Source organism: Streptomyces sp. NPDC033165 (assembly GCF_055577965.1).
Genome location: NZ_JBVIPK010000004.1, coordinates 372765 through 395861 on the forward strand (window position 1 = coordinate 372765; position 23097 = coordinate 395861).

Below are 23097 nucleotides of genomic sequence, written 5' to 3' on the forward strand. Positions count from 1 at the left end.
CGGCGATGAACCCGACCAGGGGGACGTTCAGAGCTGGATTTGAGGTTCCGGGACCGCCGCCCCCGTTATGGCATCGGCATCATCGTGGGCGGCACCGGGCGAGAGGTGAAGGACTGGTCGCCGGTCGGCGTCGCCGGTACGGGGGCCAGGGGGGCCTGTCCGTCCCGGGGCATCGACGGGCCCGAGGGGCTGGCGGTCGACCCGCTCACCGCCTCGCGCGCCAGGGCGTCGAAGTCGACGAAGCCGGTGCCCTCCAGCATGGTGATGTGGTCCAGCACCGTCTGGTTCGCATCGCTCGCGAGCTGCCGGATCAGGGTGTTGCGGGTCGTGTGCCGGACCTGGGCGATCAGCCCGAAGACCTTCCCGTGGGCGGCCCGCAGGATATTGGCGAACTTCCGCTCGTACTCGTCGCCGCTCGCCGCCGTCAGCTCCCGCAGCCACGCCTGCTGCTGCTCGGTCGCCTGGTTGGGCAGCTCCACCCCGAGCTTGGCCGCCACGTCCCGGGCCCGCCGGTCCAGGTCCGCGTGTCCGACGACGAGGTGGTCCCCGGCGGCCTTCGTCGCCTCACTGGGCGCCCGCTCGATCGCCTGCTGCCCCGCGGGCAGCTCCCACAGTCCGGCGAGCCGCACCTTCACCAGGAAGTCCCGGTCGGTAGCGGACAGCGGCCCCCACTGGGTGGCGACGCTGGAGGCGTTGAGGTTCGCCTCGCCGGTGCCCGAACGGTCCGCGTAGGACCAGACGGGGAACGCGATCGCGACCAGTGTGGCGACCAGCGCAGCGATGATGAGGGCCGTTCCGTTGATGCGTCGCAACAAGGTGTCTCCCGGGCCGAAGCGTGACAGCGTCCATCAGGCGTCAATCAACCGCCAACCGACTCGCCGCGCAGGCTACTTGGCGGTAATGCCGGTGCGGCAGTACCGGGAGGTACGTAAGTGGTCGCAGAAATGCTCAGCCCCGGGCGGCCCGTCCGGGTCGGGGGCCCCGGTCGTCTCCGGAAAGTCATGCCCGGTCCCCGCGTTCCGGGCGAACGGCGGGACTTCCGGGCGGCCCTTACGCAGTGCGGCGCAGCGCCGGGTGGTCGGCCACCACCGTGCAGGAACCCGGGGCGATCTCGGTGAACCCGGCGTCGCGGACCACCGGCAGCCCGCTCACCGTCAGCTCCCGCCAGCGCTCCGGGCCGGGCGTCGCCACGGAGAGCGGGAAGCCTGCCTCGCGCCACGCCTTGCGCTCGGTCTCCGACAGCTCCCACCAGGCGAGCTGCGCCCCGTGCCCGGCCTGGGCCATCGTCTTGCCCGCCGACATGTCCAGGTCGGGGTTGAGCCACAGCACCGGGCCCGAGGGTTCGGGGGCGGCGGGCGGCCCGGGGTCGTCCAGCTCGGTGCCCGACACCTGGAGCTTGGCCAGCTCCTTGGGCCAGCCGTCCAGCGGGACCGGCGGGAACACCCGTACTTCCGCGCCTTCCTCGCCCGTGACCATGATGCCCTCCAGCGCCGCGGCCTTGCGCCACTCCGCGCCGCGCGCCCGGCGCACGACCTTGCGGATGCGCGCGTCCTGCCAGTCCCGCATCGCCCCGGCCCACTCCCCGTCGCCGATGGACCGCTCGTCGGAGAGGATCGTGAGCACCGCGCGGGCGGCGGTCCGCAGCGCGTCCGTGCGGGCGGGCGGGTCCGTCTTCTCCAGGTGGAGCACCAGCGGCAGCACGAACTGCCGAGCCTGGTCACGGTCGGCCGGACCGTCGTCGAACGGGCTCTCGGGCGCGGGGACGTCGTTGCTGATCACCGTCCCAGTCTGCCAGGCCCGGGATGTCACCTGCTTGGCGGAGAGGGCAGGTCCGGGTGAGGATGCTCCCCATGAAGAGCGATCTCTTTTCCAGCGAGCACATGGCCCAGCCGGCCACCGCCCCCGGCATGACTCTGCAGAACAGCAAGTCGATCAAGTACGTCGTCAACGGGGAGATGCACGCCCGGCAGGGGTCGATGATCGCCTTCCGCGGCAACCTCCAGTTCGAGCGCAAGGGCCAGGGCATCGGCGGTCTGCTCAAGCGCGCGGTCACCGGCGAGGGACTCGCGCTCATGGCGGTCCGGGGCCAGGGCGAGGCGTGGTTCGCGCACGAGGCCGCCAACTGTTTCATCGTGGAGATGGACCAGGGCGACTCGCTCACCATCAACGGCCGCAACGTCCTCTGCTTCGACGCCACACTCTCCTACGAGATCAAGACGGTGAAGGGCGCCGGAATGGTCGGCGGCGGCCTCTTCAACAGCGTCTTCACGGGCTACGGCAAGCTCGGCCTGATGTGCGAGGGCACCCCCATCGTGATCCCCGTGACGGCGGCCCAGCCGGTGTACGTGGACACGGACGCGGTCGTCGGCTGGAGCCAGCAGCTCACGAGCAGCCTGCACCGCTCCCAGAGCGTCGGCTCGATGGTGCGCGGCGGCTCCGGCGAGGCCGTCCAGCTGATGCTCCAGGGCGAGGGCTTCGTCATCGTGCGCCCCAGCGAGGCCAGGCCCGAGAAGACCTCCAACTGACCCGGGCGGCCACGGGACGTGGGCCATCGGTACGGCGGCCGCTGGGTCCTGCGCGGGGTCGGCCTCACTCTGCCCGCGCGGGCTCTCGTCCGGGTCGAGGGGGCCAACGGCACGGGGAAGCCGACCCTGTTGCGGCTCCTCGCCGGGATCGACACCCCGACCGAGAGCAGGATCACCGCCCGGCCTGCGTCGGACGCCCAAGGACCTGTCGTACCGCTCCGCCCCGCCGCCTACCCCTCCATCAACTCCGACACCTTCACGAAGCGGTAGCCGCGCTCCCGCAGCTCCGGCACGATCCGGCGTACCGCCGCCTCCGTGGCCGGGGCCGCGCTGCGGGTGCAGTGCATCACGACGAGCGAGCCCGGACGCACCCCGGCCAGCACCTGATCGGCCACCGCGTCCGCGTCCGTGGCGAACGCGTCGCCGCTGACCACGTCCCACTGCACGGCCGTCACCTTCGCCGGGGCCAGTGCGCGCAGGGTGGCGTCGTCGTAGCAGCCGCCGGGGAAGCGGAAGTAGGGCACGACGTTCCGGGCCCCCGCCTTCCGGAACGCGGCGAAGGCGCGCTCCACGTCACGGGTCATCGCGGCCTTCTCGACCACCGGCAGGCCGTAGCAGGGGGTGCTGAAGGCGTAATGGCTGTAGGAGTGGTTGGCGATCTCGAACAGCGGGTCCGTGCCGATGGCCTTGGCCTGGGCCGGGTACTCCTCGGCCCAGCGCCCGGTCATGAACACGGTCGACGGCACCTTCAGCCGCCGCAGCAGCGCGATCAGCTCGGGGTTGTCGAAGCGCTCGCCCGACGCCGCCCGGGAGCCCTGATCGGCCGTCATGTCGGCGTCGAACGTGAGCGCCACGACCTTCTCCGCCGAGCGGTCCGCGCCGTCGCCCGACGGCCGTCGCTCGAAGACCGGGGTGCGGCCCGCCGGGCCCGGAGCCATGGTGGGCGGCTTCTTCGGGGCGACCGGGGGTGAGGCGGTGGCAGCCGTAGGGGAGTCGGCGGCTTCGGTACGCGAGTCGGCAGGGCTCGCGCACCCGGCCAGGACGGCGCCGCCGAGCACCGCCCCCGCAACCACCATGGCAGCCACTTTCCGTGATGATCTGATCATTAACGGAAAATATCGGATATCAGTGGATTGACCTCGGCTATCAGTGCCTCGACGCGTGTCCTGATCACGTCGCGGATCGGGTGTACCGGGTGTATCAGTCGAATGTGGTGTATCGGGCAGATGGTGTGACGCCTCTGCCACGGGGTCTTCGAGGGGCCAGCCGCGGTAGGTCCTGCCGGGGAAGGCCGGGCTCAGTCCGGTAGGGGCCCCGGGCGCGCGCCCGGGGCCCCTACCGGGGGACCATGGAAGGACAGCGGAGTTCCGACCGGACCGCGAAGGGCAACGGCATGGCACACCCCTCCACCCCGTCGAGCGAACCGGCCGGACCGGTCGGTCGGCCCGGACCGTCCGGACCTGCCGTGACCATGGCGGTCTCCGCCGCCGACGGCCGGCACGCCGCACTGGTCCTGGCCGGGGAGATCGGGGCCGAATCCCTGAGCGGGCTGGAAGAACTCCTCGACGACCCACGGCTCGGCCGCGCCGCCGCCTGGACCCTGGACATGAGCGGCGTCACGCACTTCGACCTCGCCTGCGCCTACGCCCTGCTGCGAGCCGTCACCCTGCGGGAGGAGCCCGCCGAGCTCACGATCCACAGGGCCCGGCGCGCCGTCCGGCGGACACTGCGGAGCTCCGGGCTCGACGCGGTGGCCGTGATCGAGGAGCGGTGAGGGCCCTCAGGCCGCAGGCGGCACTCTCAGCAGAGTGCCCATCGCCGCGAGTACCGAGGGCTCGGCCCGGTGGATCACGGCAGAGGCCGCGCCCCGATCAGCACCACGGCCCCGTCACCGCGAACGTCGTCCCCGGCGTGTAGCAGTTCACGTACATCGTCGAGCCGTCCGGCGAGAAGGCGACCCCCGCGAACTCGCCCCACGCCGGTTCCTCGGGCGTGCCGATGTTCTGCCGCCCACGAGCCATCGGGTACACCTCGCCCCGCCGGGTCACCCCCAGCACGTGCTGGGCGCCGCCGCCGTCCTCGCAGACCATCAGCCCGCCGTCGGCGGCCAGGCAGATGTTGTCGGGGGACTCCCCGGGGAGCTGGACGTCGGTGTCCGGGCCGAAGATCACGACCAGCGTGAGCCGCCGCTTCCTCGGCTCGTAGCGCCAGACCTGGCCGTAGTGGTCGGCCGCCGAGCCCTCGTCCCGGTGCGCGAAGCTGGACACGAAGTAGACGGAGGAGCCTCCCCAGTAGCAGCCCTCCAGCTTCTGCGCGTGCGTGATGCCCTTCGGCCCGAAGTCCTGGAAACGGATCGCGGTCCCGGCCGCCAGCGAATCCGGTACGGGCGCCCACTCGATCCGGTCGAAGCTCGTCCCCGTCTCCTGGACGGCCGACAGGTCCGGCACGCCGGGCACCCGCATCGCCTCCAGCGCCCCGCCCGCCCGCAGCGAACCGGTGCCGCCGAGCGGCTTCTCGGGGAGGAAGCGGTAGAAGAGCCCGAACGGCTTGTCGAACGCGTCCTCCGTCTCGTACACGATCCCCGTCCTCGGGTCGACGGCGATCGCCTCGTGCTGGAAGCGGCCCATCGCGGTCAGGGGGATCGCCCCGGTGCGGCGCGGGTCGGCGCCGTCCACCTCGAAGATGAAGCCGTGGTCCTTGGTGTACCCGTTGGTTCCGGCCTTGTCCTCGGTCTCCTCGCAGGTCAGCCAGGTACGCCAAGGAGTGGGGCCGCCCGCGCAGTTGACCGCCGTACCGGCGATGGCGACGCGTTCGCCCAGCACCTTGTTGCGGCCGTCCAGCTCCAGGACCGTACAGCCGCCCTTGGCCGCCGGGTCGTACGTCAGCCCCTCGACGGTCGGCACGCCGATCGCGGCGGTGGGCCGGTTCTCGTGGTTGCGGACGAGGTGGACCCGCCCGTTCCGGCCCGCGAGGGCGGCCATCCCGTCGTGGTTGCCGGGCACCCGCCCCTCGCCGGAGCGCAGCGGCTCGCCCTCCCGGGACAGCACCCGGTAGCGGAACCCCTTCGGCAGATCGAGGAGGCCGTCCGGATCGGGGACCAGGGGGCCGTAGCCGCCGTGTCCGCGGGCGGCGGCGGTGCCCGCGAAGAGTTCACTGAAGGCCCCGGTGAAGGCGACCGCGGCGGCCGCGCCGCCGCCTGCCAGGACCTGTCGTCGTGTTGCGAGGTGTCGAGGTGCGGATGTCATGAGGCAACTCCCTGTTGGCGGACAGGTGAAGTGACCCGCACGTGTGTAGCACGCACGGAGGCGCGGGGGAACCATGCGCGCCCCCGCGCCTCGTGTTGCTGCTGGGACGGCCCTGTCGGCCGCCGCCGCCTCGCGCGGATCAGGCCAGGGAGGCCGACAGTGTGATCGTCGTGCCCGTCAGCGCCTGGCTGACCGGGCAGTTCGCCTTGGCGTCCTCGGCCGCCTTCAGGAAGTCCGCCTCGTCGAGACCGGGGACCTCGCCCTGGACCGTGAGGTGGATGCCGGTGATGCCGGTGCCGGGCTGGAAGGTCACCTCGGCCTTCGTCTCCAGCTTGGTGGCCGGGGTGCCCGCCCCGGCGAGACCGTGGGACAGCGCCATCGAGAAGCAGCTGGAGTGGGCGGCCGCGATGAGCTCCTCGGGGCTCGTCTTCCCGTTCGCCTGCTCCGAGCGGGACGGCCAGGAGACGTCGTACTCACCGATGCCGGAGGAGTCGAAAGTGACGACACCCTTGCCCTCGATCAGGTTGCCTTCCCAGACCGTGTGCGCCTGACGCGTGGTAGCCATGCTGGATCCCTTCGAACGGTGTGCGCGGTTGTACGGGACAACGCGGGGCAGACCCGTCGTGCGCCGTACCCCGCTGAGTTACGCCCCCGAACCTACTGCGCCACCAGCCCCTTCGCGTCCCGCGCCAGCGCCGTCAGCCGGGAGATCGCGCGGAAGTACTTCTTCCGGTACCCGCCGTTCAGCATCTCGTCGCTGAAGAGCCGGTCGAAGGGCAGCCCGGAGGCGAGCACCGGGACCTCCCGGTCGTAGAGCCGGTCGGCCAGCACCACCAGGCGCAGCGCGGTCGACTGGTCGGGCACCGCCGTCACCCCGGTCAGACAGACCGCGCCGATGTCGTCGGTCAGCGCGCCGTACCGGCTCGGGTGCACCCGGGCCAGGTGATCCAGCAGCCCGGGGAAGTCGTCGAGGGACGCCCCCGGCGTGGCGTACGCGGCCCGGGTGACCTGGTCGTCGGTGTACGGCGGCGGGGCCTCGGGCAGTCCGCGGTGCCGGTAGTCCTCGCCGTCGATGCGCAGCGGGCGGAAGTGCGCGGACAGGCCCTGGATCTCACGCAGGAAGTCGGCGGCGGCGAACCGGCCCTCGCCGAGCTTGCCGGGCAGGGTGTTGGAGGTCGCGGCGAGCGCGACCCCGTTCTCCACCAGCCGGCTGAGCAGCGAGGACACCAGCACCGTGTCGCCGGGGTCGTCGAGCTCGAACTCGTCGATGCACAGCAGCCGGTGCCCGCTGAGGGTCCGTACGGTCTGCTGGAAGCCCAGCGCACCCACGAGGTTTGTCAGCTCCACGAACGTGCCGAACGCCTTCAGCGAGGGCTCGGCGGGCGTGGCGTGCCAGAGGGAAGCGAGGAGGTGGGTCTTGCCGACGCCGTAGCCGCCGTCCAGATACACCCCGCGCGGCCCGGTCGGCGCCGCGGGCTTCCTGCTCCCGAACCACTTCCGGCGCCCGGCACCGGTCGCGTGCGACCCGCCGAGTCCGGCGGCGAAGCCCGCGAGGACCGTGACCGCCTCGCTCTGGCTGGGCTGGTTCGGGTCGGGTAGGTACGTGTCGAAGCGCACCGAGTCGAAGCGCGGCGGCGGCACCATCTCGGCGACCAGACGGTCTGCGGGGACGTGCGGCTCGCGGGCGCACAGGGACAGCGGGGCCGCTTCGGCAAGGGGGCTCTGCCCCGGAACGGCGGTGGATGACGACACAACTCTCCACCCTAAGGCCCGTGCCAGACTGCAACCCATGCGAAGCCTGTTCCCTGTGACGGACCTGACAACCAGCAGCTCCACGGGCGAGGGCCCGTCCGGACTGCTCGCCGACCGCGAGCCCGGACCGCTCGCCGACCGCGAGTGGAGCCTCGACGAGCTGGCGGACGCCTACGCCTACCCGGCGGACCTCCCCGCCGGGACTCCCTGGCTGCGCGCCAACATGGTCTCCACCCTCGACGGGGCCGCCCAGCACGACGGCCGCTCGCAGCCCATCTCCTGCGCCGCCGACATGCGGATCTTCGGCACGCTGCGGGCCCTGGCCGACGTGGTGATCGCCGGAGCCGAGACCGTACGCCTGGAGGGGTACCGCCCGGCCCGGGCCCGGGAGGCGTTCGCGGCGCGGCGGGCGGCGGCGGGACAGGGCCCCGCTCCGGCCGTGGCGGTGGTGACCGGCTCGATGGACCTGGACTTCTCGCTGCCCCTGTTCACCGAGCCGCTGGTCCCGACGCTCGTGGTGACCGGTGCGGGGGCGTCGGCGGACCGGATCGCGGCGGCCCGGAAGGCGGGCGCCGAGGTCGTGATCGCGGGGGACGGCACCCGGGTGGACCCGGCGCGGGCGGTGCGCGAGCTGGCCGACCGGGGGCTGACCCGGCAGCTGACCGAGGGCGGGCCCCGGCTGCTGGGCCAGTTCGTGGCGGGCGGCGTGCTGGACGAGCTGTGCCTGACGGTCTCCCCGATGCTCACAGCCGGTGATGCTCAGCGGATCGCCGGAGGGCCCGGGGTCGCCGTGCCGGAACGTTTTTTCCTGACATCGTTGCTGGAAGAGGCCGGGTTCCTCTTCACTCGGTACCGTCGGACTGACGGTTAGCGGAATTTCCCGTTCCGCTTAGCTCGGGCTGGGCACACTTACCCCTGTCCCCCGTGGAAGCACGGGGAAGGATGGTTTCAGCAAACGACCGTCGACGGCCGATGCTGCGGTCGACGAGACGAAGAAGCGGAAGGGCGCCTGTCGTGTTCACAAGCGTTTTGATGATCGAGAAGCCGCTGACTCCTGAGGACGTGGACTTTGTCACCACCCTTCACGGAGAGGAGCGGATCTCGTTCGTCGTTCTGTTGCAGCCGCGCGGTGACCAGGCCGATGTCCTGCTGCGCGCGATCGACGACGTGGCGATGGGGGAGCTCAAGGAAGCGGTCCGCGAGGGAGAGGAGCCGGAGGGCAAGGAGGCCCGGGAACCGGCCGAGATCGGGTTGGAGTACTCGCTACGGGCCCTGCGCGAGGCGGGTTCCGACGCGGTCGGACAGGTGGTCGAGGATCACCCCCTGGACAAACTCAAGACCGTGGTCGAGGAGGCGGGCGCCGACGAGGTCATCGTCCTGACCGCCCCGCACTACGTGGAGGAGTTCTTCCACCGCGACTGGGCCTCCCGCGCCCGGCACAAGGTCGGCGTCCCGGTGCTCAAGCTCTTCGCGCACAGCGAATAGGCTGAAGGCCGCGCGGGTGCCGGAGGGCAACCCGGAACCGCGTGGGACTCTCACCAGAACCTCGGAGGACTCAACGATGGCACCCGGTATTCCCGCCGCCATGGAACGACCGCACTTCATCGGCATCGGCGGCGCCGGGATGTCGGGCATCGCGAAGATCCTCGCCCAGCGGGGTGCGAAGGTGGCGGGCAGCGACGCCAAGGAGTCCGCCACCGCCGAATCGCTGCGGGCGCTGGGGGCGACCGTGCACATCGGGCACGCGGCGGACCATCTGGCCGACGACGCGTCCTGCGTGGTCGTCTCCAGCGCCATCCGCGCGGACAACCCCGAGCTGCTGCGCGCCAACGAGCTGTCCATCCCCGTGGTGCACCGCTCGGACGCGCTGGCCTCCCTGATGAACGGCCTGCGCGCCATCGCGGTGGCGGGCACCCACGGCAAGACCACGACGACGTCGATGCTGGCCGTCGCCCTCTCCTCGCTGAGCCTGGCCCCCTCGTACGCCATCGGCGGGGACCTGGAGGGCCCCGGCACCAACGCCACCCACGGCGAGGGGGACATCTTCGTCGCGGAGGCGGACGAGAGCGACCGCAGCTTCCAGAAGTACGACCCCGAGGTCGCGATCGTCCTCAACGTCGAACTGGACCACCATGCGAACTACGCCTCGATGGACGAGATCTACGACTCCTTCGAGACGTTCGTCGGCAAGGTCGTCCCCGGCGGCACCCTGGTCGTCTCCGCCGACCAGCCCGGCGCGGTCGAGCTGACCCGCCGGGTCCGCGACCTCTCCGACCTCAAGGTCGTCACCTACGGCTCCGCCGAGGACGCCGACGTCCGCGTCCACAAGGTCACCCCGCGCGGCCTGACCAGCGAGGTCACGGTCCTGCTCAACGGGAAGTTCCTCACCTTCACCGTCTCCGTCCCCGGCAGCCACTACGCCCACAACGCGGTCGCCGCCCTCGCCGCAGGCGTCGCCCTCGGCATCCCGGCACACAACCTGGCCTCGGCCCTCGGCACGTACACCGGGGTCAAGCGCCGCCTCCAGCTCAAGGGCGAGGCGGCGGGCGTGCAGGTCATCGACTCCTACGCGCACCACCCCACCGAGATGACCGCCGACCTGGAGGCCATGCGCGGCGCGGCCGCCGACGCCCGCCTCCTGGTCGTCTTCCAGCCCCACCTGTTCTCCCGCACCCAGGAGCTGGGCGTCGAGATGGGCCAGGCCCTCGCTCTGGCCGACGCCTCCGTGGTCCTGGACATCTACCCGGCCCGCGAGGACCCGATCCCCGGCATCACCAGTGCCCTGATCATCGACGCGGCGAAGGCGGCGGGCGCCGAGGTCACCGCCGTCCACGACCAGGCCGACGTCCCGGCCGCCGTCGCGGGAATGGCGAAGCCCGGTGATCTGGTTCTCACCATGGGAGCGGGCGACGTCACCGACCTCGGCCCGCGCATCCTGGACCACCTGTCCAGCGATCACCTGTCGAGCTGAGGAGCGGGACGTGTCGTACGACGTCGAGAAGCCGGACGAGCAGTGGCGGGCGGAGCTGACCCCCGCCGAGTACGCGGTACTGCGCCAGGCCGGCACCGAACCCGCGTTCAAGGGCGAGTACACCGACACCAGGACGGCGGGCGTCTACTCCTGCCGCGCCTGCGGGGCGGAGCTGTTCCGCTCCGACACCAAGTTCGAGTCCCACTGCGGCTGGCCGTCCTTCTACGACCCGAAGGACACGGACGCGGTCGAGCTGATCGACGACCGCAGCCACGGCATGGTCCGCACCGAGGTCCGCTGCGCCCGCTGCGGCTCGCACCTGGGCCACGTCTTCGAGGGCGAGGGCTACCCGACCCCCACGGACCAGCGGTACTGCATCAACTCGATTTCGCTGCGGCTGGCGCCGGACGAGAGCTGAGGCCCGAGGCCGCACGGAAGCGCCCCGGCCCGGACGTGGCACGCCACGTCCGGGCCCGCGTCACCCCTCGTCGCGCAGCAGCGGATGGATGACCCCGGGGAAGACGGTCGCCTGCACGACCTCCTCGGCCGATCCGCCCTGCACGACCGTCTCCGCGACCCCCCAGGGCCGTCCGGCCAGGTGGACGGTCAGGGTGTACGAGGACGAGCAGCCGGTGCACTCGTAGCGGTCGGCCCAGGTCTCGACCTCGGTGGTGGAGCCGGGGTAGCGCTTCACATGACGGTGGCGGGCGTGGCAGCGGTCGCAGGTCTCGCCGGGCTCACAGGTCCCGCCGCACGGACACGGCACGTCAAAGCCGTCGGCGGGCGACCACCGCTGCACGAGGACGGCGTCGCGGGTGGCCGCCATGTCCTTCATGGCCTTGAGGTTGCGGGCGGCGACGTTGTACGACTCGCCGGTGGCGGCCATCCGGTCGCGGATGACGTCCTTGCGTCCACGGTTGGTCGTCATGTCGGTTCCTCCTGGGGTTCACGCAGCCCGCCAGGAGGCCCACGAGTCGTATCGGTACCTCTTTACGGTACCTGTCCGGCACGTACGGAGCCTCCGGGCGTGCTCCTCGGAGGAACGGGGGGCTCAGCCCTGGGCGGCGTACGCGAGGAAGCGCGTCCAGGCGGCCGGGGCGAGGGCGAGCTGCGGGCTCTCCTCGATCTTGGAGTCGCGGACGTGCACGGTGGAGGGGCAGGCGGCGACCTCGACGCAGTCGTCGCCCGAGCCGCCGCTGTAGCTGGACTTGTGCCACTCCAGGGCGACCTCCACGCAGGAGTCGCCGTCGCCGCCGCTGTAGCTGCTCTTGAACCAGGCCAGGTCTGTGGTGCTCATCTCGCTCCTCGCATCCGCCGCATCAGGCTCTTGGAGTCGTCCAACGAGAGAGCCTGTGAACGCATACTGGCACACCGCATCTGGAGCGCGCTGATCACTTTGGGGTCGGAGATGAACTGTCCGTGCTCCTGCCCCTCCAAGTAGCCGAGCCACTGGTGCTCCGGCGTCTCCAGCAGCCGCATCGGCCCGTCCAGGCCCGCGTGGTGATGCCGCACCAGCGGCATGATCTGGATGTCCACATTGCGCAGCTCGGACAGGTCGAGGATGTGGTCGATCAGCTCCATGGTTACCTCCTCGCCACCCAAGTCCCTCAGGAACAGGTGCTCTTCGAGGATGAAGCTGAACGCGGTATTCGGCCGGTTACGCAGGAGCTGCTGACGCTCCAGCCGAGCCGCGAGCTGCGCCTCGATCTGCTCGTCGGCGAGCGGCGGCAACTGGTCCGTGAACAGCGTCCGTGCGTACGCAGGTGTCTGCAACAGCCCCGGAACCAACCGGCACTCGTACGTGTACAGGCTCAGCGCCGTCAGCTCCAGGTTCGCCCACTGCCGGAACCAACGCGCCAGCCCTTTCCGTCGCGTCAGATGCTTCGCCGCGCCCAGGATCACCCCGAACGCGTCGAGCACCCCGTCCGCGCGCTCCGCGAAGTCCGGGGGCGGGAGTCGACGGCCCTGCTCGACGGAAGCGATGGTCTCGGTCGAGTACCCGACGAGCGGGGCGAACTGTTCCTGCGTCAGCCCCGCACGCTTGCGGAAGTTCTTGACTACTTCTCCGAACATCTTGAGGGTGTACTGCGGTTCGGGTTCGGTGCGGCTCCCGCCGCCGTTGCCGAAGGTCCCGTACGTGTCGATCGTGCTGTCGATGCCATCCGTGCCGTGCGTCATGTACGGCCACCTCCCCGTGCGCCCGCCCTGGTTCGCCAACCCGTCCATGCTTACGGAACGTGACCCGTACCGTCCACCCTTCGCACCCGTACGCTGACTCAGCGTACGAGTTGGTGACCTGGTGCGTAGGCGTCGTGGGCCGGGAATCTGGGGCCATGGAAGCTCCCTTGAAGGCCCAACCCGACGTAACCGTACGTGTGTTCAGGCGTCGATTCAGCTCGAACCCACGCGGTGCCCGGCTCGCCCGCCGGGTCGGTCTCTACCAGCTGCACACCTGGGGCATCCCGTACCTCAGTGACGCCTCGGAGTCGGCGGCGCTGATCATCGGGGAGCTGACGGCCAACGCGGTGACCCACGGGCGGGTCCCCGGCCGCGACTTCGAGCTGTGCCTGACGCACGCGCCCGGCGACCGGGAGGTCATCGGCGTCCTGCGGATCGAGGTGTCCGACACCCGGGGTGAGTGCCGCCCGCCGGGGCCCGGCGAGATCACCGCACCGGCCGACGGTGACGACAGCGGGCGCGGGATGCTGATCGTGGACGCGTTGGCGGACCGCTGGGCCGTCATCGACCGTGAACCGCCGGGCAAGACGGTCCGGGCGGAACTGGACCTGCTGTACTGACTGCCGGGGCGGGCCCGCAGTCGGCCCCGTCGTCAGCCCCGGCTCAGTACGCGGAGTTCGTCGCCCTCCCGGCCGGGACGCGGACGAGGCCGACGCGGACGGCGGACGGGCGACTGTTCTTGGGGTGTGCAGGCCACGGGCGTTGGCCGACCGGTGTTCAGGTGCGGACCGGCCCGCTACTCGTACCGGTACTTCAGCGAGTCCGCCTCCGCCTGCTCGATGTCGGCGATCGTCAGCTCCGGCATCCGCAGTTGGGCCAGCGTCACCTCGGCCGAGGTCGGCTGGGCGTCCGTCGGAAGCCACTGCTCCGGCTTCCACGCCCCGCTGCGCAGCAGCGACTTCGGGCAGTGCGGGTAGACCTCCTCGATTCCCAGCACCAGCGCACTGGCCGGCGGCTTTCCCACGGCGGTCAGCTGCGACAGCAGCTCCGGGCGGGTGGACACGACCGCCCGGCCGTTCACCCGCAGGGTGGTGCTCCGCCCGGGGATGACGAACAGCAGCCCGGCCCTTCCGGTGGCGATGACGTTCTGCAGGGTGTCCAGCCGCTTGTTGCCGGTCGCGTCCGGTATCGCCACCGTCCGTGCGTCCAGGACGGCGACGAACCCGGCGGGACCGCCGCGCGGGGAGACGTCGCAGTTGCCCTCGGCGTCCGCGCTGGCGACCAGGACCAGCGAGGAGCAGCCGATCAACCGCCTTGCCTGTTCGGTGAGTTCGGTCATCTGCTTGCGAACGGCCGCGTCGCCGGGGAGTGCGTAGGCCCGTCGCAGCGCCTCCTGGTCGCGTACGGCGTCGAGGCTGAGCGAGTCGAAAGCGCTGTTGGCGAGGGGTGTCGTCATGCCTCCGACTCTATGGGGCCGACCTGCGGCCGCCCTTGGCCGGTGGGGGTCGGGAGGGGCGTCACCCCCGCCGTACCCGCCCCGCGATCCGGCGACCCAGCCGCCCCAGCGTGCTCGACCGGTTCCAGTCGCGGAAGGCGTTCGCCCGGCCGCTGCTGCCCGTCCGGCTCACTGTCTCCTCGACCTCCGCGACGGCCTCCGCCGTCATTCCGCGTACGGCAGGGCGCAGCACCTCGTCCAGGAGGGCGTTCGCCGTGGTGGTCCAGGCGTGGCCCGCGTGCGGGTGGGACGTCCAGGCGGTGAAGCAGTCCGCCGCGTAGGCGGGTTGGGTGCGCAGGCGGGTGGCGACCGGGGGTGTGCGGGCCGCGTGGTCGTAAGCGGCGATCAGTTCGGCGTCGTCGCCGTGGATGAAGGCGTACAGCTCCGCGCCGGGGCGGTCCGGGGCCAGCAGGCGTTCGGCCAGGGCGGTGAACGCCCTTTCCCGCAGGGCCGGTTCGAGTGGCTCTGCCCGGGTGCACAGGGTGCGGACACGCTCCGCCCAGCCGGGCTCGGGCGCTCCCGTGCGCAGGTCGCGGCAGAGGTCCAGGAGGTGGAGTGCGGCCCGCTCGCGGCCGCCGATCTCCTGCGGGAAGGCGCGCAGCAGGTCGTGGGCGAGTGCGGCGGCCTCGTCCGTACCGGCGGCCGGGGCGCCGAGGGCCGCGTCGACCGGGCGGGACCAGGTTCCCGCCGCCCGGTGCGCGTCCGACGTGGCCGCCTCCAGCAGCAGCCGGGCCTCCTCGACGGTCGGGGGCCGGTCCTCCCACACCAGGCCGACCGCCGTGCGCAGGACCTGTGGCTCGGTGAAGGGGGACAGGCCCGCCGCCCGCAGCACCCGGTGCCACACCGCCGTCCGGTCGCCGCCCAGGGTCGCCATCGCCCCCGGCGCCTCGGCGCACATCCGCAGATGCGGCAGCGCCTGCGTGCCGGTGAACGGCAGCGGGACGGCCGTCAGGAACCGGGCCACCGCCCCGGGGGCGTCCGGTGTGATCCGGTCCAGCGCGGCGAGCAACGCCGTCCGCACGTCGAACTGCTCGTCCAGCAGCTCCAGGAGGGCCGGTGCGAACGCCGGTGTCTCCGGCGATCCATCGGCCTCGGCCGGCAGTTCCCGGGCCAGCCGGTCCACGGTGTCCGGCAGCAGTTCCGCTATCCCGACGCCCAACAGTCGTGCCACTCGCAGAAGTTGCAGGGTCCGTGCCACCGGTACGGGCCTGCCCGTACCGCTCTCCAGTTCGGTCAGGATCTCCGGGGCGAGCGCCTCGGCGAGCGCCTGCCCGTCCGGGCCCGCGAACGCGTCCCTGCGGGGCAGCTCCAGCGAACCGTTGCCGCCCCGCACCGCCTCCGTCACCAGCATCGCGGCGAGCGGCGCGGTCACCGACGCCGGGCACCGGCCGTCCAGCGCGCCGAACAGCCGCCCCACCGCGTCGAATTCGGAGCCTGTACGGTCATCCACGCCTGGCCCGGTCAGCGCCTCCACCAACTGCCCGATTCGCTTCGCGTCCAGTGCGTAGGGCCGCTCGGCCGTCCACGCGGCGGCCGCCGCACGTTCCTCCGGCCCGAGCGCGATCCCGGCGCACAGGGCCGTCACGGCCAACGGCCCGGCGGCGAAGGGACCCCCGGGCAGCTCGCGGGCCTCCTGGAACAGCTCCGGCGCCCGGCTCCGCCACACCCGGGCAGCCGTCCGGGCCCAGGCATCCCGGGGGCCGTCCACCGGGGGCCGGTCCGCGCACACATGGACCCGCAGTCCCGCCTCCCGCGCCGCCGCCGCGTCCTCGGGCGGCACCCCCACGACCCGCAACGCCGAACTCCCCGGCCGCCGCGTGTACGTGGTGAACGTCAGCCGCTCCACGCTCTCCCTCGGCAGCGCCACCGCCGCGAGCCCCAGCCAGCGCGCCACGTCCGCACTGCGCCTCTCCACCAGCACCACCGGGCCGCCACCGGGCGGCTCCGGTTCGCTCGCCCGGCGCAGATCGGCGAGGACCGCCGCCAGCCACGGGCCGCGCGAGACGGCGAAGTCGTCGAGCCCCTCCCGTACGGGGGCGGGACCCGGGGGCAGCGCGGTGATCGGGTCGGGCGGCGTCCCACCGGACGGGGCCGCGGTGGCCCAGTGCGGCGAGCGCCACGCCTCCACCGGCAGCCGGTCGCCGGGCAGCGGCACCTCCGCGGGTATGTGCACCGCGTGCGTGTGGAACCGTACGCGCCCCGGCCCATCGCCGCGCGCCGGAGCCGTTCGGCCGACCAGACGGCTGCCGTCGGAGAGCACGGCATAGGTGAACGCCTGCGGCAGCGCGTGCAGTTCGGTGGGGGAGTGCGCGGGCCCCTCGGGTAGCTCGTACGCGACCAGCGGTTCGATCTCCGTGCGCAGCGCTCCCGACACCCCGGGCCCAACAGCCTTGATACGGACCGCCGTTCCCTCGTCCCCCGGCGCGTCGGAGGTGTAGTGCACCTGTGCAAGGCTCATCTGTCGGCCCTCTTCGTCCTGCCGCGCCCGGTCCCCTTCCGCCCACCCGCGCGACCGGGTCGGGGGAGAAGTCCACAGTCGCGGGGGCGACGTTATCAAGGACCGTGCGACCGGCCGGGGTCAGCAGCACCTCCGTCGGCGCCATGCGGGGGTGCGGAAAGCGGCCCGCGTCGAACACCGTCTGCTGGACCCGCTCCACCAGACCGTCCGCCCCCGGCGCGGGGCCTTGCCCGCACGTGCATACGCTCCCCCTGCCGCCCGAACAGGCTGAGCACCTCCACCGGACCTTCCCCCGTGGTGCCGAACCAGTGCCGGTCGCCTCGGCGATCGCGGTGAGCGACAGCCCCCGCCGCGTACGCAGTCGGCGTAGCCGGGGACCCACCTCGTCGAGGACCTGGGAGAGCGCAGGCGAACGTTTCATGTTGCTCATTCCGCCCGCCCGTTGCGGAATCGGCAACAAACGTTGTCCGGTGCGGGACGCGGATCGCACCCTGTGGGCGGTGCCGGTCGAGGGGCGGGCGCGGGGCAGCACGAGTGGAACGAGAGGGACGGACATGACGGGTTCACGGAGCGGTTCACGGGTCGGGTTCGAGCGCGGCAGCGACGCCGATGTCGTCGTCATCGGGGCCGGGGCCGGGGGCCTCAACGCGGCGCTGGCCCTGGCACGGGCCCGCCGCCGGGTCGTCGTGGTCGACGCGGGGGCCCACGCAACGCGGCGGGTATGCCTGGGCGTTCGGCGCGGGAGCCGTCGTCCACCTGGCCGCCGCACTCGCGGCCGCCGCGGCAGCGCGTAGGGGCGCGGCCACGGTGACGGGCGTGCCGTCCTTGCGAGGGGGCGGCACGCCCGTCGTTCCGGCGGGCTTCCGGCCGGAGCCGTCGGGCCATGCCGGAGGAGTTCGTCCGTGCGCACCCGCCGGTGGAGTTCCTCGGTCAGCCGGTCCAGCGTTCCCGCGCCGAGCGGATGTTGGCCATCGCCCGTTCCGAACCGGGCTGACGGGTGCCCGCCCTTACGTACCGATGGCGCAACAGTCCCCGAACGACACCCCCCGACCGGCCGGGCGAACCTATGATCGACGTGGCGTCGAGGGGAAACGGGGAGAGCGCTGTGAACAGTCGGGTGCCGTTAACGAGAGTCCGGTCCGTTCTTCCGCTGGTGCTTCTGCCTCTCCTGCTCACCGGCTGCACGGCGGACACGGGCACCCCCGGGGCCGAGCGCTCCAACGCCCCCGAGGAGTCTGGCCGGAGCACCGAGGCCGGGGCCGGGCCGTCCGCCGAAGCCCCGTACGCGATCCAACCGGACCCCGCCCGGCTCCCGAAGACCCGGGCGGCCGCGCTCGACCTCATCGGCCGCGTCATCGCCGACCCCGGCAGCTTCGGGCCCGGGGTGGTCAAGCGGAGCCCGTACGAGAGCGGACCGGCGACCTGGGCCGTGCTCGGGACGGACTGCGTCTGGCAGCAGCGCAAGCCCGCCGCCCACGTCCTGGCCACGCTCACCCGGTCCTTCGAGGTGCCCGCCGAAGCGGACAAGGGGCCGCTGCGCCTCGCCGCCGTCGTCACCGTCCACCGCACCCGCGAGGACGCGGCCTGGGAGATGGCGGAGTCGATCGAGGAGTCCATGCGCTGCCCCACCCAGCACCTGCGCGCGGGCGAGCGGATCGCCTCCCTGGTCGCGGGCGCGCTCCTCGGCGGCGAGGTGAACCAGAACAACTCCGAGGACTTCCTGAACGAGTCGGGGGAGTACCGGAGCGCCGAGCTGGGCGGGCCGCACCCCTACTCCTGGCAGCAGGCGCAGGTCCTCCAGTTCACCATCGCCGTGACCGGCAAGGGGGCGAAGGGCCGCACCGCGCGGGAGGTCGACGCCCTGGTCACCGAGGCGCAGGCCGCCATGCTGGTCCGGCTCGAATCCGCCGTCGAGAAGCAGAGCTGAGGCCGGCCGATGGACGATCTGCGACCCACCGACCCCGCCCGGATCGGCGGACACCGGCTCCTGGGCCGCCTCGGAGCGGGCGGCATGGGCGTCGTCTACCTCGGACGCACCGACGCCGGGAGGCTCGCCGCCATCAAGGTGATCCTCCCCGAGTACGCCGGGGACGAGGACTTCCGGACCCGGTTCCGCCGCGAGGCCGAGGCCGCACGGCGGGTGGACAGCCCCTGGGCCGTGCGCGTCACCGGAGCGGACACCGAGGCCGAACGGCCCTGGCTGGCAACGGAGTTCGTTGCCGGGCCGACCCTCTCGGACGTCGTCGTCCGGCGCGGGCCGCTGCCCGTGCGCAGCGTCACCGTCCTCGGCGGACTGCTCGCCCGCGCACTGGGCGCGGTGCACGCGGCCGGACTCGTCCACCGCGACGTCAAACCGGGCAACGTCCTCCTCACGGCCGACGGGCCCCGGCTGATCGACTTCGGGATCGCCCGCACCGCCGACGCCACCGCGCTGACCGCCACCGGACTCATCGTCGGCACCCCCGGCTTCCTCCCGCCCGAGCAGGCGTCCGGCGACGGCGCCGGGCCCGCCGGGGACGTCTTCTCGCTCGGCTGCCTCCTCGCCTACGCGGCCACCGGGCAGCCGCCCTTCGGCAGCGGCGCGGTCGACGCCCTCCTCTACCGCACCGTGCACGACGCCCCGGACCTGGACGGCATCGACGACCCGGCACTGCGCCGCCTGCTGGAGCGGTGCCTCGACAAGGACCCGGCGGCGCGCCCGGCCGCCGCCGACCTCGGCACGCTGATACCGGGGGACGCGCCGGGCGGGGCGAGCGCCGACTGGCTGCCCGAGGACGTCGTCCGGATCATCGCGGACCGGTCCGCCGCCCTGCTGGCCCTGCCCGGCATCGACGCCACCGTCGCCGACGAACCCGCCCCGCCGCCGCCCACCCCCGACCGGCGGAGGTTCCTGCTGTACGCGGCGGGCGGCGCGGCGGCCCTCGGTGCGGGAGCCTTCGCCGCCGTACGGCTGACCGGGAGCGGCACCGGGGGCGGCGGGACGGGCGGCGCGTCCGGTGGACGCCGAGTGATCATCGGCGTGCACGCCGACCTGACGGGTCCTCAGGAGGCGGCCGGGCGGGCCCAGGAGCGCGGTGTGCGCCTCGCCGTCGACCGCTTCAACTCGCTGGACGGGCAGCCCTTCAGGCTCGCCGTGAAGGTCCTCGACGACCGGGGGGACCCGGGCCGCTCCGCCCGGGTCGCCGAGGAGTTCGCCCGCGACCCGGAGGTCCTCGCGGTCATCGGCCCCACCGGTGACGCCACGACGGGGGCGGCGCTCGCCGCGTACGACGAAGCGGCGCTGGCGGTCCTGACGGTGTCGGCCCTCCAGATCACCTTCCCGGCCCGGGTCAACGGCTCCTTCTTCCAGGCCGCCCCCTCCTACGCGGTCCTCTCGTTCCCCATCGTCCGCCGCCTCCTCCTGCGTCCCGACGTCGAGCGGCTGGGCGTCCTGATCGACCGGTCCGGCGGGCAGGCCGCATACCAGGCGGGCTACGCCACGAACCTGCTGACGCCAAGCCTCACCACCGGTACCACCCACCCGCGCGTGGTGCCCGCCGGGGCCACCGAACTCGCCCCGGTCGTCGCCGACTTCCTCGACCACCGCAGCGACGCCATCTTCTACGCAGGAGACGCGGCAGGGGCGGCCCGTACCGCCCGCGCCCTGGCCGCCACCCCCTTCAAGGGCCCGCGCCTGGCCCAGCACACCGCCATGGCACCGGAGTTCCTGGAGCGGGCCGGCAAGTCCGCCGACGGGTGGGAGTTCGTCACGCCGTTCACCGACGCGAGCGCACCCGCGGCGACCGCGTTCACCGCCGCCCACCGCAAGCGCTTCGGCGCGCCGCCCGCACCCTGGGCCGCCGAGGCGTACGACGTCACAGGCCTCGTCGCCCGCGAACTGGGCGCCCTGGCCGACAGCGCCACGAAGGGAGCGACCCCGAGCCGCGGGCCGAGCGCGTCCCCCTCCGGGGACGGCCGCCCAACCCGCCCGGAGCTCACGGCGGCGATCGCCGCCGCCCAGTACGAAGGCATCTCCCGCACCTACGCGTTCGACAAGGAGGACCAGCAACTGGTCGGCCAGGACGCCCACCTGTACCGGGTGGAGGACGGCCGCCACCGCTACCTCGGCCCGGCCCCGAAGCCGCAGAGCTGACGTGCGGCCCCTCACCTCCGAGGACCCCCGCACCATCGGCCCCTACCGGACCCTGGCCCGGCTCGGCGCGGGCGGCATGGGCGTGGTCCACCTGGCGCGCTCGGCGGGCGGGGCGCTCGCCGCCGTCAAAGTGATCCGGGCCGAGCACGCCGCCGACCCCGCGTTCCGGGCCCGCTTCCGCCGCGAGGCCGAGGCCGCCGCCAGGGTCTCCGGCCCCTGGACCGTCCCGGTGCTCGGCGCGGACACGGAGGCCCGCGAACCGTGGCTGGCGACCGCGTACGTCCCGGGCCCCTCGCTGGGCGAGGTGGTAGGCGCCGGGGGTGCACTGCTGCCCGACACCGTGGCGGCGCTGGGCCGCCGGCTGGCGGAGGCGCTCGCCGCGGTGCACACGGCCGGGCTGATCCACCGCGACGTGAAACCCGGCAACGTGCTCCTCGCCCTCGACGGCCCCCGCCTCATCGACTTCGGGATCGCCCGCCACGAGGGCGCGACCGCGCTGACCGCCACCGACGCGGTGATCGGCACCCCCGGCTACCTCGCCCCCGAACAGGCGACGGCCGGGCCGCTCGGACCGGCGTGCGACGTGTTCTCGCTCGGCTGCGTCCTCGTGTACGCGGCGACTGGCCGCCCCCCGTTCGGCGAGGGCGGCGCGGCGGGCGTCCTGTACCGCACGATCCACGAGGACCCGGACCTGACAGGCGTGCCCCCCGCCCTGCTCCCCGTGATCACCGCCTGCCTGGCCAAGGACCCGTCGGACCGCCCGCCCGCCCGGCGGATCGCGGCGGATCCGGGCGCAGGGGCGTCGCCTCCCGACCCCCGCGACCCCCGCGAGGCCTGGGGGCAACCGGGGACGGGACCGGACGGTTCGACCCCCTGGGTCATCCCCGCCGGGCTCACCGCGCTGATCGCCGAGCGGTCAGCCGCCGCCCTCGCGCTGCCCGACCCCGAGCCGCTGCCGACCACGCTCACCCCGGCCGGGGACGGCGGCGAGGACCGCACCCGGGACGGCGGCGAGGACGGCACAGAGCCCCGCCGCTTGCGGCTCTCCCGGCTCTCCCGGCGGAGGCTCCTGACCGCAGGGGCGGCCGGAGCCGTCCTCCTCACCGGCGGCTCCACCGCCGCGTGGCTCGCCGGGCGGCAGCGTCGAGCGGGGAGCGGCGTTCCCTCCGCGGGCTCCGGGGAGCCGCCCACGTACACGATCGGGCTCCACGCCGATCTCAGCGGACCCGGGCGGGCCACGGGCCTGGCCCACCGGCGCGGCGTCGAACTCGCGGTCGCCGACCACAACGCCCGCAAGGACCCGGCGCTCCGGCTCGCCCTGCGGACCGAGGACGACGCCGGGGACCCCCGGCAGGCACTCCGGACGGCTGACCGGCTGGGCGCGGACCCCGAGGTCATCGCGGTCGTCGGGCCGACTGGTGACGTGCTGCGGGAGGAGACCGTCGAGCGGTACGCCAGGGCGCGGCTCGCCGCGGTCGTCGTCGCGGCGGGGGCCACCACCGTCGAGACCGGCTCCGGTGCCGACCTCCACCTCTGCCTCACCCGCACCCTCGACCGCGCGCTCGCCACCGGCCTCATCGGCTACCTCGTCCACGCCCGCCCCGCCAAGCGCATCCTCCTCGTCCAGGACGCGGCCGATCCGGTGCTCGGCGGCGAGATCGGCGGCGCGCTCCGCAACGCCACCCCGACCGGCGCCACCCTCGTCGAGCACCCGCTTCCCCGGGGCGCCGCGGGTTACGGCGGGGCTGCCCGCAAAGCCGTGACCGCCCGGGCGGACGCCGTCGTGCACGCGGGCGGCGACGCGTCCCGGGCCGCCCGGCTGGCCACCGCCCTGGCGGACGCGGGCTTCACCGGCACCCGGCTCGCCGCCGGGCCCGCCCTCGGGCCCGCCTTCCTCACCGGAGCGGGCCGGGCCGCCGACGGCTGGGTCTTCGCCGAGGCGTACGCCGACCCCGCGGCCCTCCCCGCGGCCCGGGCGTTCACCGCCGCCCACCGCAAGCGCTTCGGCGCACCCCCCGCCACCTGGGCCGCCGAGGCGTACGACGCGGTCCACCTGATCGCCCGCGCCGCCGGGGCCACCAGTGCCTCGGCCGAGCTGCGCAGCGGCATGGCCCGCCGGCTCGTCCGGACCGAGCACCGGGGGATCGTGCGGACCCTCGCCTTCCACGCCTCGACCCGCCAGGCGCGGCACGAGAACGGGATCTTCCTCTACCGGATCGAGAACGGCCGCCCGCGCTTCCTGGGCCCGTACGACGAGCTCTGAGCCGGGCCGGCACCGGGCAGCCGGCGGCAGCGGTCGGTGAAGCCACGGCCAGGCATGAAGATCTCCTGCGGGCGCGCT

General features: G+C 73.3%; 23 protein-coding genes and 1 pseudogene. 12 read left to right on the forward strand and 12 right to left on the reverse strand.

Going from position 1 to position 23097, the window contains the following annotated elements:
* Positions 1 to 65 precede the first annotated feature (65 nt).
* The gene (locus ACZ5WC_RS12755) at positions 66 to 812 is read right to left on the reverse strand and encodes a DUF4142 domain-containing protein (RefSeq protein ID WP_179500050.1); all 747 of its coding nucleotides are present in this window, start codon (positions 810 to 812) and stop codon (positions 66 to 68) included.
* Between the two features lie 238 nt (positions 813 to 1050).
* Complete coding sequence (locus ACZ5WC_RS12760; RefSeq protein WP_468540805.1) at positions 1051 to 1809, reverse strand: peptidyl-tRNA hydrolase; 759 nt, start codon at positions 1807 to 1809, stop codon at positions 1051 to 1053.
* A 41-nt stretch (positions 1810 to 1850) separates the two neighbouring features.
* On the opposite strand from ACZ5WC_RS12760, the gene ACZ5WC_RS12765 reads away from it, so the two are divergent.
* Positions 1851 to 2525 (forward strand): AIM24 family protein, encoded by a 675-nt coding sequence (locus ACZ5WC_RS12765; RefSeq protein ID WP_468540806.1) that lies wholly within the window; start codon positions 1851 to 1853, stop codon positions 2523 to 2525.
* Positions 2526 to 2543: 18 nt separating this feature from the next.
* Positions 2544 to 2795: an ATP-binding cassette domain-containing protein gene (locus ACZ5WC_RS12770; protein ID WP_468540807.1), complete on the forward strand. Its 252-nt coding sequence runs from the start codon at positions 2544 to 2546 to the stop codon at positions 2793 to 2795.
* On the opposite strand, the gene ACZ5WC_RS12775 is transcribed toward ACZ5WC_RS12770, so the two are convergent.
* Entirely contained in the window at positions 2756 to 3601 is an 846-nt protein-coding gene (locus ACZ5WC_RS12775; RefSeq protein ID WP_468540808.1) for a polysaccharide deacetylase family protein, read from the reverse strand. The genes ACZ5WC_RS12770 and ACZ5WC_RS12775 overlap by 40 nt on opposite strands.
* Before the next feature lie 317 nt (positions 3602 to 3918).
* On the opposite strand from ACZ5WC_RS12775, the gene ACZ5WC_RS12780 reads away from it, so the two are divergent.
* Entirely contained in the window at positions 3919 to 4299 is a 381-nt protein-coding gene (locus ACZ5WC_RS12780; protein ID WP_468540809.1) for an STAS domain-containing protein, read from the forward strand.
* A gap of 97 nt (positions 4300 to 4396) precedes the next feature.
* Here ACZ5WC_RS12780 and ACZ5WC_RS12785 read toward each other — a convergent pair whose 3' ends face one another.
* The 3 genes from ACZ5WC_RS12785 to zapE form a co-directional block, all read right to left on the reverse strand.
* Positions 4397 to 5770, reverse strand: a complete 1374-nt coding sequence (locus ACZ5WC_RS12785; RefSeq protein WP_468540810.1) for an alkaline phosphatase PhoX — start codon at positions 5768 to 5770, stop codon at positions 4397 to 4399.
* A gap of 139 nt (positions 5771 to 5909) precedes the next feature.
* Positions 5910 to 6335 (reverse strand): OsmC family protein, encoded by a 426-nt coding sequence (locus tag ACZ5WC_RS12790; RefSeq protein ID WP_311122025.1) that lies wholly within the window; start codon positions 6333 to 6335, stop codon positions 5910 to 5912.
* A gap of 92 nt (positions 6336 to 6427) precedes the next feature.
* Positions 6428 to 7522 (reverse strand): cell division protein ZapE, encoded by a 1095-nt coding sequence (gene zapE, locus ACZ5WC_RS12795; RefSeq protein WP_468540811.1) that lies wholly within the window; start codon positions 7520 to 7522, stop codon positions 6428 to 6430.
* Between the two features lie 37 nt (positions 7523 to 7559).
* Between zapE and ACZ5WC_RS12800 the strand changes: the two genes are divergently transcribed.
* From ACZ5WC_RS12800 to msrB, 4 genes are all read left to right on the forward strand, one after another.
* On the forward strand, positions 7560 to 8393 hold the full coding sequence (locus tag ACZ5WC_RS12800) for a pyrimidine reductase family protein (RefSeq protein WP_468540812.1): 834 nt from the start codon (positions 7560 to 7562) through the stop codon (positions 8391 to 8393).
* Positions 8394 to 8554: 161 nt separating this feature from the next.
* Positions 8555 to 9007: an indole-3-glycerol phosphate synthase gene (locus tag ACZ5WC_RS12805; RefSeq protein ID WP_468540813.1), complete on the forward strand. Its 453-nt coding sequence runs from the start codon at positions 8555 to 8557 to the stop codon at positions 9005 to 9007.
* Positions 9008 to 9083: 76 nt separating this feature from the next.
* Positions 9084 to 10493 carry a UDP-N-acetylmuramate--L-alanine ligase gene (murC, locus tag ACZ5WC_RS12810; protein ID WP_468540814.1) on the forward strand — a complete coding sequence of 470 codons (1410 nt, stop codon included), beginning with the start codon at positions 9084 to 9086 and terminating at the stop codon, positions 10491 to 10493.
* Between the two features lie 10 nt (positions 10494 to 10503).
* Positions 10504 to 10911 carry a peptide-methionine (R)-S-oxide reductase MsrB gene (gene msrB / locus ACZ5WC_RS12815; protein ID WP_096626082.1) on the forward strand — a complete coding sequence of 136 codons (408 nt, stop codon included), beginning with the start codon at positions 10504 to 10506 and terminating at the stop codon, positions 10909 to 10911.
* A gap of 60 nt (positions 10912 to 10971) precedes the next feature.
* On the opposite strand, the gene ACZ5WC_RS12820 is transcribed toward msrB, so the two are convergent.
* The 3 genes from ACZ5WC_RS12820 to ACZ5WC_RS12830 form a co-directional block, all read right to left on the reverse strand.
* Positions 10972 to 11421: a hypothetical protein gene (locus ACZ5WC_RS12820; protein ID WP_468540815.1), complete on the reverse strand. Its 450-nt coding sequence runs from the start codon at positions 11419 to 11421 to the stop codon at positions 10972 to 10974.
* Positions 11422 to 11544: 123 nt separating this feature from the next.
* Positions 11545 to 11790, reverse strand: coding sequence for a DUF397 domain-containing protein (locus tag ACZ5WC_RS12825; protein ID WP_468540816.1), 246 nt, complete (start codon positions 11788 to 11790; stop codon positions 11545 to 11547).
* Entirely contained in the window at positions 11787 to 12671 is an 885-nt protein-coding gene (locus tag ACZ5WC_RS12830; protein ID WP_468540817.1) for a helix-turn-helix domain-containing protein, read from the reverse strand. Before ACZ5WC_RS12830 ends, ACZ5WC_RS12825 begins: the two co-directional genes overlap by 4 nt.
* A 155-nt stretch (positions 12672 to 12826) precedes the next feature.
* On the opposite strand from ACZ5WC_RS12830, the gene ACZ5WC_RS12835 reads away from it, so the two are divergent.
* Positions 12827 to 13291, forward strand: a complete 465-nt coding sequence (locus ACZ5WC_RS12835) for an ATP-binding protein (protein WP_468540818.1) — start codon at positions 12827 to 12829, stop codon at positions 13289 to 13291.
* Positions 13292 to 13467: 176 nt separating this feature from the next.
* Here ACZ5WC_RS12835 and ACZ5WC_RS12840 read toward each other — a convergent pair whose 3' ends face one another.
* From ACZ5WC_RS12840 to ACZ5WC_RS12850, 3 genes and pseudogenes are all read right to left on the reverse strand, one after another.
* Positions 13468 to 14127: an MSMEG_1061 family FMN-dependent PPOX-type flavoprotein gene (locus ACZ5WC_RS12840; RefSeq protein WP_468540819.1), complete on the reverse strand. Its 660-nt coding sequence runs from the start codon at positions 14125 to 14127 to the stop codon at positions 13468 to 13470.
* 61 nt (positions 14128 to 14188) lie between these two features.
* Complete coding sequence (locus tag ACZ5WC_RS12845) at positions 14189 to 16624, reverse strand: GTPase-associated protein 1-related protein (RefSeq protein WP_468540820.1); 2436 nt, start codon at positions 16622 to 16624, stop codon at positions 14189 to 14191.
* 95 nt (positions 16625 to 16719) lie between these two features.
* Positions 16720 to 16935 (reverse strand): annotated as a pseudogene (locus ACZ5WC_RS12850) (hypothetical protein); the annotation flags it as partial.
* A gap of 243 nt (positions 16936 to 17178) precedes the next feature.
* On the opposite strand from ACZ5WC_RS12850, the gene ACZ5WC_RS12855 reads away from it, so the two are divergent.
* The 4 genes from ACZ5WC_RS12855 (at position 17179) to ACZ5WC_RS12870 (ending at position 23019) form a co-directional block, all read left to right on the forward strand.
* Positions 17179 to 17418, forward strand: coding sequence for an FAD-dependent oxidoreductase (locus ACZ5WC_RS12855; protein ID WP_468540821.1), 240 nt, complete (start codon positions 17179 to 17181; stop codon positions 17416 to 17418).
* Between the two features lie 365 nt (positions 17419 to 17783).
* The gene (locus ACZ5WC_RS12860; RefSeq protein WP_468540978.1) at positions 17784 to 18551 is read left to right on the forward strand and encodes a hypothetical protein; all 768 of its coding nucleotides are present in this window, start codon (positions 17784 to 17786) and stop codon (positions 18549 to 18551) included.
* Positions 18552 to 18560: 9 nt separating this feature from the next.
* On the forward strand, positions 18561 to 20756 hold the full coding sequence (locus ACZ5WC_RS12865) for a bifunctional serine/threonine-protein kinase/ABC transporter substrate-binding protein (protein WP_468540822.1): 2196 nt from the start codon (positions 18561 to 18563) through the stop codon (positions 20754 to 20756).
* Position 20757: 1 nt separating this feature from the next.
* Entirely contained in the window at positions 20758 to 23019 is a 2262-nt protein-coding gene (locus ACZ5WC_RS12870) for a bifunctional serine/threonine-protein kinase/ABC transporter substrate-binding protein (RefSeq protein WP_468540823.1), read from the forward strand.
* The last annotated feature ends 78 nt before the right edge of the window (positions 23020 to 23097 follow it).

Coding starts and splice junctions, on each gene's coding strand:
- ACZ5WC_RS12865 (WP_468540822.1), top strand. CDS start 18,561: ATGGACGATCTGCGACCCACCGACCCCGCCCGGATCGGCGGACACCGG.
- ACZ5WC_RS12820 (WP_468540815.1), bottom strand. CDS start 11,421: ATGACGACCAACCGTGGACGCAAGGACGTCATCCGCGACCGGATGGCC.
- ACZ5WC_RS12840 (WP_468540819.1), bottom strand. CDS start 14,127: ATGACGACACCCCTCGCCAACAGCGCTTTCGACTCGCTCAGCCTCGAC.
- ACZ5WC_RS12780 (WP_468540809.1), top strand. CDS start 3,919: ATGGCACACCCCTCCACCCCGTCGAGCGAACCGGCCGGACCGGTCGGT.
- ACZ5WC_RS12835 (WP_468540818.1), top strand. CDS start 12,827: ATGGAAGCTCCCTTGAAGGCCCAACCCGACGTAACCGTACGTGTGTTC.
- ACZ5WC_RS12775 (WP_468540808.1), bottom strand. CDS start 3,601: ATGGTGGTTGCGGGGGCGGTGCTCGGCGGCGCCGTCCTGGCCGGGTGC.
- ACZ5WC_RS12790 (WP_311122025.1), bottom strand. CDS start 6,335: ATGGCTACCACGCGTCAGGCGCACACGGTCTGGGAAGGCAACCTGATC.
- ACZ5WC_RS12765 (WP_468540806.1), top strand. CDS start 1,851: ATGAAGAGCGATCTCTTTTCCAGCGAGCACATGGCCCAGCCGGCCACC.
- ACZ5WC_RS12855 (WP_468540821.1), top strand. CDS start 17,179: ATGACGGGTTCACGGAGCGGTTCACGGGTCGGGTTCGAGCGCGGCAGC.
- ACZ5WC_RS12805 (WP_468540813.1), top strand. CDS start 8,555: ATGATCGAGAAGCCGCTGACTCCTGAGGACGTGGACTTTGTCACCACC.
- ACZ5WC_RS12825 (WP_468540816.1), bottom strand. CDS start 11,790: ATGAGCACCACAGACCTGGCCTGGTTCAAGAGCAGCTACAGCGGCGGC.
- ACZ5WC_RS12845 (WP_468540820.1), bottom strand. CDS start 16,624: ATGAGCCTTGCACAGGTGCACTACACCTCCGACGCGCCGGGGGACGAG.
- murC (WP_468540814.1), top strand. CDS start 9,084: ATGGCACCCGGTATTCCCGCCGCCATGGAACGACCGCACTTCATCGGC.
- ACZ5WC_RS12830 (WP_468540817.1), bottom strand. CDS start 12,671: ATGACGCACGGCACGGATGGCATCGACAGCACGATCGACACGTACGGG.
- ACZ5WC_RS12785 (WP_468540810.1), bottom strand. CDS start 5,770: ATGACATCCGCACCTCGACACCTCGCAACACGACGACAGGTCCTGGCA.
- ACZ5WC_RS12800 (WP_468540812.1), top strand. CDS start 7,560: ATGCGAAGCCTGTTCCCTGTGACGGACCTGACAACCAGCAGCTCCACG.